The sequence below is a fragment of the Streptomyces sp. NPDC087906 genome, assembly GCF_055584925.1.
Genome location: NZ_JBVJLC010000006.1, coordinates 83,614 through 101,032, shown reverse-complemented (window position 1 = coordinate 101,032; position 17,419 = coordinate 83,614). Strand labels below are relative to the sequence as shown.

At 71.8% G+C, this 17,419-nt stretch carries 13 protein-coding genes; 5 read left to right on the top strand and 8 right to left on the bottom strand.

What is annotated here, in order from left to right:
* Positions 1-3: 3 nt before the first annotated feature.
* The 4 genes from ACZ63I_RS19305 to ACZ63I_RS19290 form a co-directional block, all read right to left on the bottom strand.
* Positions 4-1,032 carry an ABC transporter substrate-binding protein gene (locus ACZ63I_RS19305; protein ID WP_469340097.1) on the bottom strand — a complete coding sequence of 343 codons (1,029 nt, stop codon included), beginning with the start codon at positions 1,030-1,032 and terminating at the stop codon, positions 4-6.
* Positions 1,033-1,096: 64 nt separating this feature from the next.
* Positions 1,097-1,873 (bottom strand): amino acid ABC transporter ATP-binding protein, encoded by a 777-nt coding sequence (locus ACZ63I_RS19300; RefSeq protein WP_469340096.1) that lies wholly within the window; start codon positions 1,871-1,873, stop codon positions 1,097-1,099.
* A complete protein-coding gene (locus ACZ63I_RS19295) occupies positions 1,870-2,841 on the bottom strand; it encodes an amino acid ABC transporter permease (protein WP_469340094.1) in 972 nt (323 codons plus the stop codon). The genes ACZ63I_RS19300 and ACZ63I_RS19295 overlap by 4 nt, the downstream gene beginning before the upstream one ends.
* Positions 2,842-3,434: 593 nt before the next feature.
* A complete protein-coding gene (locus ACZ63I_RS19290) occupies positions 3,435-4,208 on the bottom strand; it encodes a response regulator (RefSeq protein ID WP_469340093.1) in 774 nt (257 codons plus the stop codon).
* Between the two features lie 153 nt (positions 4,209-4,361).
* Here ACZ63I_RS19290 and ACZ63I_RS19285 point away from each other — a divergent pair, with 153 nt between their 5' ends.
* A complete protein-coding gene (locus ACZ63I_RS19285; protein ID WP_469340092.1) occupies positions 4,362-5,933 on the top strand; it encodes a sensor histidine kinase in 1,572 nt (523 codons plus the stop codon).
* On the opposite strand, the gene ACZ63I_RS19280 is transcribed toward ACZ63I_RS19285, so the two are convergent.
* Complete coding sequence (locus ACZ63I_RS19280) at positions 5,911-6,945, bottom strand: PP2C family protein-serine/threonine phosphatase (RefSeq protein ID WP_469340090.1); 1,035 nt, start codon at positions 6,943-6,945, stop codon at positions 5,911-5,913. The two genes, ACZ63I_RS19285 and ACZ63I_RS19280, sit on opposite strands and share 23 nt — an antisense overlap.
* Positions 6,946-7,268: 323 nt before the next feature.
* Here ACZ63I_RS19280 and ACZ63I_RS19275 point away from each other — a divergent pair, with 323 nt between their 5' ends.
* From ACZ63I_RS19275 to ACZ63I_RS19265, 3 genes are all read left to right on the top strand, one after another.
* Positions 7,269-7,646: a nuclear transport factor 2 family protein gene (locus tag ACZ63I_RS19275; RefSeq protein WP_469340089.1), complete on the top strand. Its 378-nt coding sequence runs from the start codon at positions 7,269-7,271 to the stop codon at positions 7,644-7,646.
* Between the two features lie 54 nt (positions 7,647-7,700).
* Entirely contained in the window at positions 7,701-8,333 is a 633-nt protein-coding gene (locus tag ACZ63I_RS19270; RefSeq protein WP_469340087.1) for a GNAT family N-acetyltransferase, read from the top strand.
* A gap of 126 nt (positions 8,334-8,459) precedes the next feature.
* Positions 8,460-9,455, top strand: coding sequence for an SCO7460 family lipoprotein (locus ACZ63I_RS19265; protein ID WP_469340085.1), 996 nt, complete (start codon positions 8,460-8,462; stop codon positions 9,453-9,455).
* A gap of 368 nt (positions 9,456-9,823) precedes the next feature.
* Here the strand turns inward: ACZ63I_RS19265 and ACZ63I_RS19260 are convergent, their stop codons facing one another.
* Positions 9,824-10,414, bottom strand: coding sequence for a TetR/AcrR family transcriptional regulator (locus ACZ63I_RS19260; RefSeq protein ID WP_469340083.1), 591 nt, complete (start codon positions 10,412-10,414; stop codon positions 9,824-9,826).
* Between the two features lie 61 nt (positions 10,415-10,475).
* On the opposite strand from ACZ63I_RS19260, the gene ACZ63I_RS19255 reads away from it, so the two are divergent.
* Positions 10,476-11,384: an oxidoreductase gene (locus ACZ63I_RS19255; RefSeq protein ID WP_469340082.1), complete on the top strand. Its 909-nt coding sequence runs from the start codon at positions 10,476-10,478 to the stop codon at positions 11,382-11,384.
* Positions 11,385-11,467: 83 nt separating this feature from the next.
* Here ACZ63I_RS19255 and ACZ63I_RS19250 read toward each other — a convergent pair whose 3' ends face one another.
* Both ACZ63I_RS19250 and ACZ63I_RS19245 read right to left on the bottom strand, forming a co-directional pair.
* The gene (locus ACZ63I_RS19250) at positions 11,468-14,965 is read right to left on the bottom strand and encodes a phosphodiester glycosidase family protein (protein ID WP_469340080.1); all 3,498 of its coding nucleotides are present in this window, start codon (positions 14,963-14,965) and stop codon (positions 11,468-11,470) included.
* Between the two features lie 706 nt (positions 14,966-15,671).
* Positions 15,672-17,372: a SpoIIE family protein phosphatase gene (locus tag ACZ63I_RS19245; RefSeq protein WP_469340079.1), complete on the bottom strand. Its 1,701-nt coding sequence runs from the start codon at positions 17,370-17,372 to the stop codon at positions 15,672-15,674.
* Positions 17,373-17,419 lie beyond the last annotated feature (47 nt).

Genomic DNA, 17,419 nt, shown 5'->3' with positions numbered 1-17,419 from the left:
GGACTACGAGTCGGTCGTCGGGAGTCCGGGCGGGTTGACCTTCGACGTCGGGACGGCCTCGTTGTCCAGGTGCCAGGCGTCGAGCCACTTGTCGTACTGACCGTTCTTGATCAGATAGTTGATCGCCTCGGACAGCGGCTTGGCAAGCCCGCTGTCCTTCTTGGTGGTGGCGCAGATCAGCCCCTGAAGGGTGGCCCCGGCGCCGGAGTACTTGCCGGCGTTGCGGGTGGCCTTGGGCGTTTCGGCCGTCTGCACCGTGTGGTAGGCGATGCTCGGGTTCGGCGCGAAGTAGGCGTCGATCCGGCCGGAGGCCAGCGCCAGATAGGTGCTGTTGCTCTCCTGGAAGTACTTGACGGTGAGCTTCTTGCCCTCCGCCTTGAGCTGGTCACGCCAGTGCAGCAGGATCCTCTCCTGGTTGGTGCCTGCGCCCACGGCGACCGTCTTGCCTGCCAGGCTGCCGTACGTGCCGTCGAAGTTCCACTTGCTGTCCTTGACCACCTCGAAGCCGAGGTTGTCCTGCCGGTAGCAGGCGAAGTCGTACTTCTGCTTGCGCTCCTCCGTGTCGGTGATGTTGGAGAAGCCGACGTCGCTCTTGCCGCTGTCGATGCCCACGAACAGGTTGTCCCAGGTGGCGTTGGCGAGCACGGGCTTGAGCCCGAACACCGCCGCCACCAGCCGGGCGAGGTCAGGCTCGGAGCCGGTCAGGGTCTTCTGGTCGTTGCCGATGTAGCCGAGCGGCGGTGAGCCGGACGGCAGCAGGCCGAGCCCGATGGTGAGTTCGCCGCGCTTCACCAGGTCCTTGGGCAGGGTGGCCCGGATGGAGTCGACTTGGGGGACGGTGAGCGTGGTCTCCCGCGCCGCGCCGTTGGAGAGCGCGCCGACGACGACCTTCCCCTTGGCACTCGCGCCGCCGGCGGACGAGCCCGCGTCGGAGACGCTGTCGCTGCCGCAGGCGGCGAGGCCGGTGGCCATGGCGGCGACGGCCGCTGCGGCGGCGGCACTCCGGAAGAGTCTGGAACGGGTCTGCGGCATGATGATCCTCGGTCGGTTCGGTGGAAGCGGGTGGACGGGGAAAGTCGGTCGGGGACAGCGGAGTTCAGAGCACACGGCTCAGGAACTCGCGGGTCCTCGGATGCTGGGGGTTGCCCAACACCTCGTCGGGGGTGCCCTGTTCGAGGATCCGGCCGCCGTCGATGAAGACGACGAGGTCGGCGACCTCGCGGGCGAAGCCGATCTCGTGGGTGACCACGATCAGCGTCGTACCACCGGTGGCGAGATCCTTGATCACGGCCAGCACCTCCCCGACCAGCTCGGGGTCGAGGGCGGAGGTCGGTTCGTCGAAGAGGATGACGCCCGGCTCCAGGGCGAGGGCCCGTGCGATGGCCACCCGCTGCTGCTGGCCGCCGGAGAGCTGGCGCGGATAGGCATCGGCCTTGTCGCCGAGACCCACCCGCTCCAGCAGCGTCCGCGCCAGCTCCTGGGCCTGCGCACGGGTCTTGCGCCGGGTCGCCACCGGCGCCGCTGCGACGTTGTCCAGCACGGTGAGATGCGGGAAGAGGTTGAAGTTCTGGAAGACGAAGCCGATCCGGCTGCGCTGGGCGAGGATCGCCCGTTCGCTGATCTCCTTGAGCCGGCCGCCCTGGTGGCGTACGCCGATCGGCTCGCCGTTCACACTGACATAGCCGATGTCGAGCTTTTCCAGGTGGTTGACGGCCCGGAGCAGTGTGGACTTGCCGGACCCGGAAGGCCCGATGATCACGGTGACCTGGCCCGGCAGCACGGTGAGATCGACATCCGTCAGCACCCGGTTCGTGCCGTACCACTTGTGCGCCCCGTGGATCTCCACGGCGGCGGGGGTCACACTCGTCGTCATGTCGCTGATCCGATCTCGATGCGGGCGCGCAGCGCCTTGATGCCGGCGCGCAGTTTCTGCAAAGGGGTCGGCGGTACGGTCCGCAGCGCGCCGCGGGAGTAGTACCGCTCGACGTAGTACTGGACGACCGAGACGACGCTGGTCAGGACCACGTACCAGAGCGTCGCCACCATCAGCAGCGGCACGATGTCGCCGGGGTAGGTGCTGCCCATGCTCTGCACCTGGCCGAACAGGTCCAGCAGGGAGACGTAGAAGACCAGTGACGTGCTCTTGATCAGCCCGATGAGCTGGTTCACGTACGACGGCACGATCGCCCGGAGCGCCTGCGGAAAGACGATCCGGGTGAACTGGTAGCCCTTGGGCAGCCCCAGCGCCGACGCGGCCTCGTGCTGGCCCTGGTCGACGGAGAGCACACCGGCCCTGACCACCTCGGCGGCGTACGCGGCCTCGTTGAGGCTCAGTCCGACGATCGCCACGACCATGTCGGTGGCGAGGCTCGACTCGCTGAAGTGGACGAAGCCGGGGCCGAAGGGGATCCCGAGGCTCAGTGTTTTGTAGAGGGCGCTGACGTTGTAGAGGAAGAGCAGCACGACGATCAGCGGGACGGACCGGAAGAGCCAGATGTACACCCACGCGACGGAGCGCAGCACCGGGCTCCTGGAGAGCCTGCCCAGGGCGAGCACCACCCCGCCGAGCAGGCCAAGCACCGCGCTCCAGGCAGCGACCTTGAGGGTGATGAGCAGCCCGTCGAGGATCACCGGGCGCAGGAACCAGTAGCCGAACCTGCCCCATTGGTAGAACGGGTTGGTGACCAGGCCGTGCACGGCCTGTGCGACGAGCACCAGCACGATCGCCGTGAGGATCCACCGCCAGGGGTGGCGCAGTCCGACGACGCGCTGGGCGGCCGGCTCGGCGACCGGTTTCTCGGGCGGGGACTGCGGAGCGTCGACGACGGGGGCGGACGGCACAGGGAACTCCCGGAACGGTACGACGGAGGGGCACACCGCCGGCCGCGCGCGTCGTCGCGTGCGGCCGGCGGCGGCCGAAGAGGTGGTGGCAGCCCGAGGTGGGGGTGCGGCAGACGCCCGGAGCCCCCGGGACACGGCAGGGGGCTCGACGGGTTCAGGACAGGAAGTGCCGTCTCCCACGGAAGAGTTCGGGGAGCGGGGAAATGCGTCAGTGGCTGTGACAGGCGGTGCTGGTGACCAGCATGTGGTCGACCACACGGCGCTGCGTCAGAACAACGGTCCGCGACATGGGAGGGAGCATGGCATCGCGGCCGGAACCGGTCAAGGATTCATCAGGCTCGGGCCTGAGACGAAACGATCCAGACATGTATTGCGGCCGCGTTGCGGATTCATGGCCATCTGGGCCGGGGGCTTTCGCCGCTCCCGGGCGCCTTCTACCGTTCTGGACATGGGCCGGCCCGGCGGCTTCGCCATGCGACAGACCGCCCCGGCCGAGGAGATACCCGGCGCGGGGCGGTTGCGGGTCGTGCGGGTCGTGCGGGTCGTGCGGTCGCGCGTACCACCGCGGTGAGCGGACCGGTACGAGGGTGGCGCTAGCGCTGGTCCTTGGGGCGGGGGGCGGGGGCCGCCGTGTCGAGGAAGAACGCGTCGATGCCCTGGACGGAGTCGATGAACTCGTCCAGGTTCACCGGCTTGGTGACATACGCGTTGGCGTGCTGGCGGTAGGCGTCCTCGATGTCGTCCGGGGCGGCCGACGTGGTGAGCACCACCACCGGGATGCTGCCGAGCTGCGGATCGTCCTTCAGGACGGCGAGCAGCTCCCTGCCGTTCATCCGGGGCATGTTGAGGTCGAGGACGATCAGGTCGGGCCGTTCGTTCGCCGGGTCGCGGAGGTATTCGAGCGCGGCCACGCCGTCGTCCGCGCGGGCGATGGTGCGGGCCATACCCCGTTCGACCAGGGCGTCCTCGATCAGCATCGCGTCCGCCGGATCGTCGTCCACGAGGAGCACGGTGTACGGACGGCCGGGGGCGTAGGCGTTCATGGCGGGGCTCCTGCTGTCGGGGACGGGCAGTGGACGGGTGGCGGGTTGTGCGGTGAAGACCAGACCGGGCCAGCGCCTGCGGGCTCCCTGCCTGCTGATGCCCCAGGCGCTGCCGAGTTGGGGGTACCCCGCGCCCGCCCGCACGGCCTCGGCCGCTTCCTCTCTGGCGCAGCGCTCGACGGCCCGGTCGAGATAGGCGAGGACGCGGAGCCGGCCGAGCGGTCCGCCTTCCTCGGCCAGCCGCCGGGCGAGGTCGGTCACGGCTCTCTCGGCGGATGCGGTCAGCTCGTCGTGGTCAGGACGAACGGTGAGGTCGCGGGCCATGCCCGTACCCTACGGGCGATACGCCCCCGTGACAACAAACGTTGTCGGACGACGGTACGCTGTGCCGCCGGAGCGGTCCGGAGCACGCGAGCCGCCCTGAGCACGGCCGGTATCCGTTATCCGTTTTCCGTCATAGCTGGGAAGAGAAGCACAGTGGGCACCGTAGAAGTCCAGGCCACGTCCCCGGCCGCCGGCGAGAGCGCGTCCCTGCCCGCGCCCGCGCCGGCGGGGTGGACCACCCGCCGCTGGCTGAGTGTCGGCGCGGCTGCCGCCCTGTCGGTGCTGCTGATGCTCGGGGTCTGCGGCGCGTGGATCTTCGCGCACTCCTCTGCGATCAACAACCGCCTGGTCGACCGGAGTTCGCCCGCCCTCATCACGTCGGTGCGGCTGGAGAGCGCGCTGGTCAACCAGGAGACGGGCATCCGCGGGTACGGTCTGACGGGCCGGGCCGACTTCCTCACGCCCTACCGCGACGGGCTCGCCCAGCAGCGCGCGGCGGAGCGCCAGCTCAAGGAACTCGACGGCGACGACACCGCGGCGGCCGCCGATCTCGCCGCCGTGCACCGCTACGCGGTGCGCTGGCAGACACTGATCGCCGAGCCCGTCGCCACGGCCGCGGAGCCGGTGGCGGTGGCCACCGAGCGCGCCGAGGAGGGCAAGCGGGCCTTCGACACGGTCCGCACCGCCCTCGCCACCCAGCAGCGGCATCTGCAGGCCGAACGGGTCGAGGCGCGCAACGATCTGGAGGATGCCAGGTCCTTGCGCAACTGGACCTTCCTGGCCATCGCGGCGGTCATCCTCGCCCTCACCGGTCTGGTCTTCGTCGGACTGCGCAGGGGCGTGACCACCCATATGGACCGGCTGTCGGCCGAGGTCCGCCTGGTGGCCGGCGGCGACTTCGACCATCCGGTCACCGAGTCAGGCCCCGCCGATCTGCGGCTGCTCGCGCGGGACGTCGAGTCCATGCGCCGCAGGCTGGCCGACGAACTGGCCTTCAGCGACGAGGCGCAGCACCATCTCAGCGAGCAGACCGACGAACTGCGCCGGTCCAACTCCGAGTTGGAGCAGTTCGCGTACGTCGCCTCCCACGACCTCCAGGAGCCGCTGCGGAAGGTGGCCAGCTTCTGCCAGCTCCTGGAGCGGCGGTACGGGGCCCAACTGGACGACCGGGCCCGGCAGTACATCGCCTTCGCCGTGGACGGCGCCAACCGCATGCAGGGCCTCATCAACGACCTGCTGGCGTTCTCCCGGGTCGGCAGGCTGCTCACCGATCATGTCGCGGTCGACCTGGCGGCGCTGTTCGACCGTACCGTCGACTCGCTCGGCATGGCGATCGAGGAGTCGGGCACCGTCGTCACCCATGACCCGCTGCCGACCGTGCACGGCGAGCCGACCCAACTCGGCATGCTGTTGCAGAACTTGATCGGCAACGCGGTCAAGTTCCGCTCCCCCGACCGGCCCCCGGTGATCCATGTGGGTGCGCGCCGTACCGGGGAGGGCTGGGAGTTCGCCGTGGCGGACAACGGCATCGGGATCGAGGAGGAGTACCGGGAGCGGGTCTTCGTGATCTTCCAGCGGCTGCACACCCGCGAGCAGTACACCGGCAACGGCATCGGTCTGGCGCTGTGCAAGAAGATCGTCGAGTACCACGGCGGTGCCATCGGCATCGACCAGGAGCACTCCCCGGGCACCCGGGTCGTCTTCACCCTTCCGGACGCTCGATGAGCAGCAGGGCCGCGTCGTCGTCGAGACGGCCGCCGTTGTGCTGGAGCAGTTCTTCGTGCAGCACGTCCAGGGTGCCGCCGAACGGGTCGGCGCAGTGCTCCTGGAGATGCTCGTCCAGCGGGAAGAACGTGCCGCTGTCGTCACGCGCCTCCGTCACACCGTCCGTGTAGAGGAGCAGCCGGTCGCCCGGCGCGAAAGCGACGGTGTCCAGGGCGGGCTCGGCGCCGCCGAGGTCCAGGAGCCCCAGCGGCGGCACGGGCGAGCTGGCTTCCAGCGCGGCCACGGCGCGGTCGTGCACCAGCAGGGGCGGCGCATGGCCGCAGTTGACGATCTGGAGCCGCCCGGCCGCCGGGTAGCCCACCAGGACGGCGGTGACGAAGTCGTCCCCCTCCAGATTGCGCCGGAGGCTGTGCTCCATCCGCTCCACGACCCGCAGCAGGTCGGACTCGTCCTGCGCGGCCTCCCGGAACACACCGAGGACCAGCGCTGCCGTACTGACCGCCTGGAGCCCCTTGCCCCGTACGTCGGCCATCACGGCGCGCGGTCCGTGCGGGGTCAGGATCGCGCCGTAGAGGTCACCGCCCACACTGGCCTCGGTGGCGGCCGCCGTGTAGTGCACGGCGAGCCGCAGCGGCCCCACCCTGTCCGGCACCGGGGCGAGGATGGCCTCCTGGGCGGCCTCGGCGACCGATCTGACCGCGACCAGTTCCCGCTCGCGACGCTGCCGCAGCACGCTCAGCCAGGCGCTGACCACCGTGACCACGGCGACGCCGGAGAGCACCGGCGCCTGGAACGCCACGCTGGGTGAGCCGTTGCGCTCGCCGAGCAGGATGCCGAAGAGGATCGAGAACGCGCCGAAGGCGAGGACCGTACGCGGTCCGTGCCGGGCGGCGGCCAGGGACGGCGCGGCGGCGAGCATCGAGAGCCAGCGCAGCCCGGGTCCCGCGGCGACGGCGATCACCCCGACCACCACGGTGAACACGAACGGCAGGATCGCGGCGGCGCGGCTCATCCAGGCCCCCGGTGGCAGCGGGCTCCGCGTGGTGCGGCGGCGCCCGGGGAATACCTGGATACGTGCCATGTCACAGCCCCACGTGCTTGGCTACTCAGCAGGCTACCTCCGCGAGAGGCGATCCGCCGGGAGCGGGAACGCGGGCCGACGGGAGGGGCGGCGGGCGCGGCGGGCGCGGTGCCATTACCCGCGACGTAATCGACCGGTGCGGCCCGGCCCGGCATCGTTGCGGTCACCGGGAACACCGGGAACCGGCCGGCGCACTCCGGCCGGTCCCCGGTGACCCGCCCGTCCCGTACCACTGCCTCTGGAGGCTGATCCCCATGTCCGAGAACCGCTACGAGACCGCCGTCGCCCGCTACTTCGCAGCCTGGAACGCGACCTCCGAGGAGGCGCGCGCCGCGGCTGTCGGCGCCGCGTGGCACGAGGACGGCGGCTATGTCGACCCGCTCGCCGAGGTCACCGGGCACGGCCCGATCGCCGAGCTGATCGCCGGGGCGCAGGCGCAGTTCCCCGGTTACGCGTTCTCGCTGACCGGCGCGGTCGACGGCCATCACGACACGGCGCGCTTCCGCTGGGAGCTGGTCTCGTCGGCCGACGGCTCGGCGCCGGTGGCCGGCTCCGACGTCGTCACACTGGCCGACGACGGCCGGATCCTCGGTGTGCTCGGTTTCCTCGACCGGGTGCCCGCCGGCGCCTGACACAGAGCGGAAGACGGTTGTGGGAGCGCTCCCGGTTCGGGCACGATGCCTGGCATGCCGATCACTTCAGCCACGGTCAGGGCCTACCGCCCGGCGGACCGGGCAGCGCTCCACGACATCTGCGTACGCACCGCACACGAAGGCGGCGACTCCCGGCACATCTATCCGGACCCGGAGCTGATGCCGAGCATCTTCGCCGCGCCGTACGCGGTGCTCGAACCGGACCTGGCCTTCGTCCTGGACGACGGCGGGGGCCGCGCCGTCGGCTATGTCATCGGGACGGCGGACACCACCGCCTTCGTGGACGCGTTCCGGGAGCGCTGGCTGCCGACCGTGGCCGACCGCTACCCGCGGCCCGCCGGGGTGCCCGCCACACCGAGCGAGGAGATGGCGGTCCTGCTGCACACGCCCGAGCGGATGATCCTGCCCGAGCTGGCCGGCCACCCCGCGCACCTGCACATCGATCTGCTGCCCGACTGGCAGCGCAAGGGCCACGGCCGCGCGCTGATGAGCGCGTTCCTGCGCGCCCTCCACGACAAGGGGGTCGGCGCCGTGCATCTGTCGATGGTCACCGCCAACACCGCCGCCCGCGCCTTCTACGACCGGCTCGGCTTCCAGGTGATTCCGGTGCCGGATCCAGGTCCGCTCACCTTCCTCGGGCGCTCGACAGCGCCCGCTGTTGAGTAGGCGTACTCATCCGCACCGCCCCCGCCGCCTTCTATTGTCACGACGGACGGGAGCCGGGCGCGGCGGGGAGGGGCGGGGGCCATGGCGGGATCGGGAGCACGGGCGAGGTCGCACCGGGGACGGCGGGTGGGGGCGCGGCTGGGCGCGCTGACGCTGGCCCTGCTGGTCGGCGGATGCGGTGTGCTGGGCACCGGGAACGACCGCGAGCACGCCGCCGAACTGGCCGACCGGCGGTATCCGGGCGTACTCGACGTGGTCGCGGTGCGGACGCTGTTCCCGCAGGCCGCGGGTTCCGAGGTGAGCTTCGCTGTGGCCGACGACCCCGACGCGGTGGTCCGGCTGCGGATCGACGCGCACGCCGGGAGCTGCGAGGGGAAGGACTGCGCCGGCGCGCTGGACCGGGCGGTCGCTGAGGGCAGGGCGCAGGCGGTGGCGCTGCGCCGGATCACGTCGTCGTTCGCCGCCTGCGGATATCCGGCGCTGGCCGTGGACCCGGGCCTCGGCCGGGTCTGGGTCGCCGCCGCGCCGACCGGTCGCACCGTGAGCCGGGTGCTCGCGGAGGCAGGCGCCTGCGTGCGGGCCTGGGCGCCCGGCCGGGATGAAAGCGGCGGCGCGACGGCGGTGACGTCGGCGTCGGTGCACCTGGTCTCCCCCGCCGTCGCCGAGCGACTGCCCGCGGGGCACCCGTCCTGGCCGACGATGATGCGGCTGACCGACGACAAGCTGCTCACCGCGCTGTCGAAGCGCCCGTACTACACGGCGACCTATCCGGTGCGGGACGGCGAGGTCGACCCGGACTCGGGTACGGCGGTGATCACCCGGCCGTACGCGTACGAGAAGGCGTTCGGTGACACGGTCCAGAGCGCCGTCGGCGACTGGCTGCACCGTACGGACCCGCGCGCCGAGGTCAGTACGTATCTCGGCATCTGGCGGCTGGAGCCCGGCACGGTCGACCGGCTCAGGGGGTACGTGCTGTTCTGCGACGCGCCGAGGGCGGACGGCCGGCTCTGCCTGGGCGATCACGCGGTCGCCGTCACGGCGGACCCGGAGGGACGTCCCGTCGGTGACTTCCAGGTGATCCGGGACATCGGAAGCGGCCCGCTGCGACTGCCGCCGCGCTAGGAAGTGTCGCGAAGTATCGTCGTCCGCCCTTGGGGCGGGACCCGCGGTGGCTGGTGCGTACGCTCGCAAGGCGCCGATGTGCCCTTGTAGCGGAGCTACTCGGGCAGGGGCAGGTCGGCAACCCCGCGAGCGTGGGTACCAGCCACCGCGCGCCAGACGAGACTTTGCGGACACGACCTAGGGTCTGTCGTTTGGATCAGGCCGGATCAGGGAGCGGGGCCTGGTGCCGTGGATCGCAAGGCGGAGGAGGGAGGCGACGCGGAGCGTCGCCGACCGACGACAACGCCGCGAGGCGCGGCACCAGGGCACGCGAGCCCGGCAAGATCCAACCGACAGGCCCTAGGGGCCGTTCGACAGTCGGGGGCGGTTCAGCGCGGGCGGAGGCCCTCGACCAGCGTGCGGACCGTGTCGGACACCAGGGTGTCGAGCGGCCTGGCGCCCGCCATGCCGGTGGCGACGAGCACCGCGAGTCCCTGGAGGACCGCGAGGACCGTCATGTCGACCCGGCCGGTCGTGTCGGCGTCGATGTCCCCGCGCTCCCGCGCCTCGGAGAGCAGGGCGACCGGCGCGGCGAAGGCCCGGTCGTTGGCGGCCCGCAGCCGCTCGTCCGAGCCGTCCTTGGACGTGTGCATCAGCCCGATGAGCGCCCGGTGCTCCACGGCGAAGGCCACATACGCCTGGGCGAACGTGACCAGCCGCGCCGTGATGTCGCCCTCCGCTCCGGCGAGCGCCGCGTCCAGCCGGCGGCCCAGCCGCGCGTAGCCCTCCTCGGCGAGCGCGTCCAGCAGGGCCCGCTTGTCGGCGAAGTGCCGGCGCGGCGCGCCGTGGCTGACCCCGACGTCCCGGGCGAGTTCGCGCAGGGAGAGGCCCTCGACGCCGTGGGCGGCCAATGTCTGCTCCGCCTGGCGCAGTAGAGCGGTGCGCAGGTCTCCGTGGTGGTAGGGCCGAGGGGAGGTCACCCGGGAACCCTATCGCGATGTTGCCGTTGACTACAATGTTTCCATTGCCTACATTGGAGTCATGAGCACTACGGCACACACCCCCTGGCATCTGGCCGATCTGTCGCCGCAGACCGGACGCACCGTGATCGTCACCGGCGCCGGCGGCGGGCTCGGACTGGAGACCGCGCGGGCGTTCGCCGGCGCGGGCGCCCATGTCGTCCTGGCCGTGCGCGGTGTCGACGCCGCCCTGCGGGCGAGCGCCGAGATCGACGGCAGCACCGAGGTGCGCTCCCTCGATCTCGCCGATCTCGCCTCGGTCCGCCGGTTCGCGGCGGCGTGGGACCGCCCGGTCGACATCCTCGTCAACAACGCGGGCGTCGCCAACGTGCCGCTCCGCAGGACCGCCGACGGCTTCGAGCTGCAGCTCGGCACCAACCATCTGGGCCATTTCGCGCTGACGAATCTGCTGCTGCCCCGCCTCACCGACCGTGTGGTCACCGTCGCGTCCAACGCGCACAAGGGCGCGTCCTTCGATCTCGACGACCCGAACTGGGAGCACCGCCCCTACCGCGCTTCGGCCGCCTACGGGCAGTCGAAGCTCGCCAATCTGCTGTTCACGCTGGAGTTGCAGCGGCGGCTGACGGAGGCCGGTTCGCCGCTGCTCGCGGTGGCCGCCCACCCCGGCGCCGCGACCACCGGGCTCAACCGCCATCTGGGCCCTGCCATGTCGCTCGTCGCCGCGACGCTCGGGCGGCTGATGGCGCAGAGCGGACCGGCCGGCGCCCTGCCGACGCTGTTCGCCGCGACCGAGGAGATCCCGGGCGCGGGGTACGTCGGCCCCGACGGGCGCGGCGAGCAGCGCGGCCTGCCGACGCTCGTCGGACGCAGCACCGAGGCGCAGGACCACGCCCTGGCCCGGGAGGTGTGGGCGCTGTCGGAGCGGCTGACCGCGACCGCGTTCCCGGTGGCGCTGTCACCCGGCAGGTAGCGGCTCGCGGAACCGGCCCGGACGCGACGGCACCGTACGGCGCGACACGCTCGCGCCGTACGGTGCCCGTGGTGACCGGCGGCTCAGGCGGCCGGTTTCCGCGCGACTTCTCCCGCCGCCGACGCGGCGATCCGGACCCGGGCCTGCCGGGTCATGCCGTTGACCGTGACGGCCAGGGTGACCGTGCCCGGCCGCAGCGCGGTCAGCGTGCCGCTCACCGGGTCGAAGACCGCCGTGTGCCGCCGGGCGGCTGCCGACCGGTCACCGACGAGCAGATTCGGCGATCCGGTCCAGTCCGCGCTCATCGGGAAGGCGACCGGGACCTGCCTGCCGCCCTGGGTGACCGTCGCCGTGACCCGCGCCGTGTGTCCTGGTACGAGGCTCTGCGGCGCGTCAAGGGCCAGCGCGTCGGTGTGCGCGCGGGTCTGCACCGAGACCCAGTCGGGGCCGCCCTTCCACGGGGTCAGCCGCGCCGCTGCCTGCTCGCCGCGCGAGACGTGGTCGACACCGACCAGGGACCAGCCGGTGAAACCGCCCTCGTCCACCGGGGCCGACGGCGCCTTGCCCGAGTTGCCGTTGATCAGATACGGCACCCCGTCGACGTGCGAGGCGTCGAACACACCGACATGGCCGCCGATGAGACCCGCGCCCTTGCCCGTGGTCCTGCGGAAGTCGGCCAGCCACTGCTCGACCAGGGCCGCCTCCTTCCGGTCGCCCAGCTCGCTGGCCTTCTGCACGGTGGGATCACGCGGCGGTACGTGCTCGATCAGCATCACCGAGCCGACGCCGCTGTCCCGGGCCGCCGCGTCCAGTTGGGCCCGCAGGCCCGCGATCTGGTCGAAGCCGCCGCCGCGCAGGGTCAGACTGGACGTGTCGAGAGTGATGAACCGGGTCCCGGCATGGTCGAACACCCGGTGGGCCGGGCCGAATTCGGCCGTGAAGTCCGCGATGGAGCCGCCCATCACCTCATGGTTGCCCGGCACGTAGTACCAGGGCAGCGAGTCGCCCAGCTCCTCGGTCAGCACCTTCTTCGCGAAGGCCAGATCCGCCGGTGAGCCCTCGTCCACCAGGTCCCCGTCGATGACGAGGAAGTCCGGCCGGGCGGCCTTGATCTCGCGCAGGGTGCGCCGGGCCTGCGCCACGATGGCGCTGTCCGGGTCGCGGGCGACGAACTGCGCGTCGGACATCACGGCGAACTGCCAGTCCCTGGCCTCGGTGCGCGCCGCCGAGTCGATCAACGGGTCAGGCTCCCGCGGCTGTTCGGGCAGGTCGACGGTCGGCGGCACCTGCGCCGTCAGATCGTCGATCTGAATCTCCCCCGTGTACTGGGCGGTTGCCGCGGTCTCGGCGAGATAGAAGCGGTACACACTCAGCGGCATCGCCGCGCCCGGCGGCACGGCGAACGTCACCTGCTGCCAGCCGGTCCAGGTGATGTAGGGGCCGCGCAGCAACTGGTCAGTGCCTGCCGCGTCCTTCAGATGCAGGGTGGGCCAGGCGCCATGGCCGTCGCCCTTGATCCAGAGCTTGAAGGACTGCGGCTGGCCGGGTACGGGGATCTGCCGCGGCGGGCTCGCGTAGGCGGCCCGGGTGGCGGTCGACCCGGTGAAGTCGTAGGTGAGCGCGAGACCGGTGCCGGTGTGGCTGTCCGGAGCCGCCGCCACCGAACCGCTCGCCCTGGCCTGGCTGAACGTCCAGGCCGCCGCGTCGTCGAAGCCGGAGACCGGCTGCTCGTCGAGGCCGACACTGACGGCGAGTACGGTCGTCACACCGCCGACCGTCGCGGTGATCCGCCCGGCGCCGCTGCCCGTCACGGACTGCACGGTGAACGAGCCCGCGCCGTCGTCGCTCACGGTGAACAGGGCGTGGTCGTAGTCCAGGCGTACGTCACGGGGTTCGACCGGCGCGCTGGTGCCGTGCGCGTCGAGCCCGACGATGCCGAAGGTGCCGGTCGCCGAGGCGTCGGCGAGTCCGACCCGCTGGGTGGTCGGCCGGATCCGGGCGAGCTTGTCCAGCACCGTCAACTCCGTGCTGCCGTGCGCCTGTCCGCGCTCGGCACGCACCTCGGTCGTACCGCCCGAGCGCGCGGTGAACACACCGTGGCCGTCGACCCGGCCCACCGAGGAGCTGCTGGTGTCCCAGCGCGGCGCGCCGGCCGCCGGGCCGTACGTCTCGTCGTACCCGGCAGCCGTGAGCTGCCGGGAGAGCCCGGGGAAGACCCGCTCGGGGTGCCCCCCGGCGACCGGGTCGACGGTGGGCGCTTGCCCGGCCGGGGTGGCGGTCTCGACCCAGAAGCCCTTCAGCCGGCCGCTGCCGTCCGGGGCGGTGAGGGCGAGTCCGTTGGGCACGGTGCGCTCGCTGCCGTCCGACGGGCTGTTCTCCAACCGCAAGGCGTCGCTGCCCGGTTCGCGGGCGACGAGGGTGGACGAGCCGCCGCCGTCGAGGTTGATCGCGCTGTACGAACCGGCCTTCTTCATCATCAGGCCGAGTTCGGTGAGGGTGACCCCCGCACTGTCGGCCTGCCGCCCGTCCACGGTGAGCACCTGCATCGTGCTGCCGTCGCGGGAGAAGCCGACGGCGGTGCGGGGCGCCGCCGTGTTGTTGCCCTCGCCCTCGTGGCTCTGCGCCGCCCCGTCCACGACGAGCAGTTCACGGCCGCCGACCGCGGTGCGCGGTACGGGTCCGCTGTCGGTGCGCGGCCGGTAGGTGAGCGAGACAGGATCGCCGGGCCGCAGGGCGGCGAGCGCCTGGGCGCCCGCCTCGCGGCCGACGAGGACGGTGGTACCGGCCGCGATCGGCCCCGATCCCGGCTTCCCGGTCACGGACACGACCGCGCCGTCCCGTACGACCGCCTCGGCCACAGGCGTCGCGGTGTCCACGGTCAGCGCCCGGTCGGCCTGCCCCCACCCTTGCGTGTACGCGCCGACGCCACCGGCGGGCACATTGGCCGCGTTGTAGCCGGCCAGCGGGAGCTGTCCCGCCGGCAGGGTCAGGGTGCCGTCGAAGTAGAGCCGCAGAATTCGCCCCGCAGCACCAGGGCCGAGCCCGACGGCCTGGTTCGCACCGGGCGCCGGTGACTGGACGAGTTCGCCGTCCTGGACACCGGGGCCCTCGGGCGCGCCCGTCTGGTTGATGTCGAAGAAGTCCGCGTTGATCGCGGCGACCGTCCGGCGGCCCCGGCCCGCGTTGTGCCGCGCGGCGAGTTCGGAGACCGTACGGCGATCCGAGACCGCGCCCGACGAAAGGTAGTCGGCCCGCGCGCCCGAGCCTTCGAGGCTGACGTCGAGCGTGTCGACCCGCAGCCACTTGTCGGATTCGAGCCGGTCGTACGAGCTGAGCCGGATACCGGGGGCAACCGGCCGCGAGCTGCGCGCCGTTTCGATGCCGTCGCCGTCGGCGACCGCTCTCGGCGCTCCGCCGGCGGCCCTCGCGGGCGGCGGCGCCACCGGGCGCAGGACCTCGGCGGACGAGTAGGGACGGGGATTCGGATCGGAATCAGCAAAGGACGGGGAAACGGCCCCCGCCGTCAGGGCGGTCACCGCCGCGAACAGCACGGCGGACCTGCCGGCAATGCCTGGGCCCACAAGTTCTCCTGGAATGAGCTGGGTTACGCCCCTAGGTCAGGTCCGGATCGCCTAGTAAGCGCTGTCGGCGGCAAGCATCGCGGTGCGCACACCGATGGGCCAGGGGGCCGGGGGAAAGTCGGGGCGAACAGGCCGTGACACGGCTCGACCGTATCGCCCCGAAGCGGGACTGAGCGGTCGTCACACCTGCGATTCGCCGGCAAGTAAGCCACTGAACGCCCCGGTCCCGCCGGTCACCCCCGGCCGCCCCGGCCGCCCCGTGGTTCACCTGGCCCTCCGGGCCAGCCCCCTCCCGGTCGCCCCGGCGAGTGAGCCGAAGGGGCGCGCCGCTGTCGAAAGGGAGAGCGCGCGGAGGTTTGCGAGGTACGAGCGAACCGAGCACGGTCGACCGTCGACAGTGGCTTGCAGCGCCCCGGAGGCGAACCGAGCCCCAAAAAAAGGGGTGCGCGCGCCGCTGCCGAAAGGGAGAGCGCGCGCAGGCCCGTGAGGAACGAGCGGGTCGAGCACGGTCGACCGTCCGCTGGGGCCCACAACAGGCCCACTGAACGCCCCGGCCCACGTGTCGGCGAGTGAGCCAAAGGGGCGCGCCGCTGTCGAAAGGGAGAGCGCGCGGAGGTTTGCGAGGCACGAGCAAACCGAGCACGGTCGACCGTCGACAGTGGCTTAAAGCGCCCCGGAGGCGAACCGAGCCTCTAAAAATAGCGCCTTACCAGGTCCTGATCCGCTCCGGCGCGCCCGCGCCGTCGCGGTGCAGCAGCACCATCGCCACGTCGTCGCTGCCGCCCTGGTCCCCCACCACATGCCCGAGCAGGTCGGCGAGTTCCTCGATGTCGGACGGCCCCGAGCTGACCGTCTGCCGGAGCACTTCGAGCCGGTTGCCCAGGTCGATGCCCGGCAGCTCCACCAGCCCGTCGGTGCACAGCAGCAGTGTCTCGCCGGGGCCCAGCATCCCGCTGGTCACCGGGTAGTTGATGCCGCCGGGCCCTGCGAAGTCCGCCGAGAGGCCGAGCGGCAGTCCGCCGGCCGCCGCGATCCACTCGCTGGATCCGTCGGCCCGGCGCAGCAGGGCGTCGAGGTGTCCCGCCCGTACGATCCTGAGCTGTCCCGTCGTCAGATCCACCTGGACGTAGGTGCAGGTGGCGAAGCGGTCGGTCTCCAGGTCGTTGAGGAACGTCGAGGTGCGGGCCATCGCGGTGGCCGGCGGGTGGCCCTCGGCCGCGTACGCCCAGAGCACCATCCGGAGCTGTCCCATGACCACCGAGGCGTCGGTGTCGTGGCCCTGTACGTCACCGATCGTCACGCCGACCTGGCCGCCGGGCAGCGGGATCACGTCGTACCAGTCGCCGCCGACGCTCCTGCCGAGCCGCGCCGAGCGGTAGCGGACGGCGACCCGGGCGCCGGGGACGTTGGGGATGTACCGGGGCAGCATCGCCTGCTGGAGCCCCTCGGCGAGGTCGTGCTCCTGCTCGAAGAGCATGGCCCGCTGGAGGCTCTGCGCGATGCTGCTGCCGAGGGTGACCAGCAGGTTGCGCTCCTCGTCGCGGAACTCGCCGCGCTCCGGGTAGAGCAGCGCCAGCGCGCCGATCGTGCGGCCCTGGGCGATCAGCGGCAGATAGGCGCCGGAGGCGACCCGCAGCGGCTCGATGAGGGGCCACAGGTCCGGGTAGAGCCTGCGGTACTCCTGCCGGGACGAGACGAAGATCGGCCGCTCGGTGCGGACGGCCTCGCTTATCGGCAGCGGCGCCTCGACCTTGGTGGATTCGAGCTGGGGGTCGTACTGGTCCCCGCGCCCCTCGGAGGAGAGCATGAGCCGGCCGCCCTCCAGCACCCCGAGGATCACGTTCAGCGCTCCGAGGTGGCCGAGCGCGTCCTCGTTCCTGAGGACGCCCATGACCTCCTTGACCGTGCCGGCACTCGCCAGCAGGGCTGTCGTGCCCTCCACGACACCGGTGAGTCTGCGGCGCCCCTCGTCCAGCTCGTTCCTCGCCGCCGCCTCGGCCAGCTCCTCGTCGGCGCCCCGCACGATGCCGATGATCCGCAGCGGCCGCTCGCCGTCGTACCTGATGTGCGCCTGGGCGTGGATCCAGCGCAGCGCGCCTCTGGAGTCGCGGATCCGGTAGTAGGCGCCGTAGGAGTCCTCGTGGTCGCGGATCGACCGGTTCACATGCGCTTCGAGCCGGGCCGCCTCGTAGGGCGGGATCTGGTCCGTGACGGTCTGCGGGCGGCTGTCGTAGCTCTCGGCCGGCAGGCCCAGGACTTCCAGCGCCGACGGGTCGAGATGCAGCATCCCGCTGTCGTAGTCCCAGTCGAAACTGCCCATGCGGTTGAGCGCGAGGCTCAAGTCCGGATGGGCGGGCCAGTCGTCCGGCAGGGACACGGCAGCCGGTCCTGCGCCCCCATCAGCCATGCGCCCAGCTTCTCATCGTTTGTCCGTTGTCACCTGTCGAGCACGTC